General features: G+C 72.8%; 1 pseudogene. It reads left to right on the forward strand.

The features are described 5' to 3' along the window. Window positions 1–419, forward strand: a pseudogene (locus AC6LKD_RS32670) (adhesin); the annotation flags it as partial.

Raw genomic sequence — 419 nt, forward strand, 5'->3', positions numbered from 1 at the left:
ACCGTGACCACGCTGGGCGACACGCTCACCAGCCTCGGTGGCACCTTGGCGAACCTGACGGGTGACACGAGCGTGGCATACACGGACGCCAACGGCCTGGGCATCCGCTATGCGCGGACCAATGAGCATGGGCTGACGCCTAGCGATGCCTACGCCCAGAACCCCGGCAGCACGGCGCTGGGCTACAACGCGCGGTCCACGGCCGACGACGCGCTGGCGCTGGGCCGCGATGCCCAGGCCAGCCATGCGGGCAGCGTGGCGCTGGGCGCCAACGCGGTCGCCAATGGCGCGACGCTGGCCACGTCTGCATACCGGTCGGGTACGGCGGCGGTGGCTGGAGCAGCGCCGGTGGGCGAGGTGAGCATAGGCTCGGCGGGGGCCGAGCGGCGCCTCACCAACCTGGCCGCGGGCGCGTCCGA

The sequence above is a fragment of the Achromobacter sp. D7-1 genome (genome assembly GCF_059760445.1).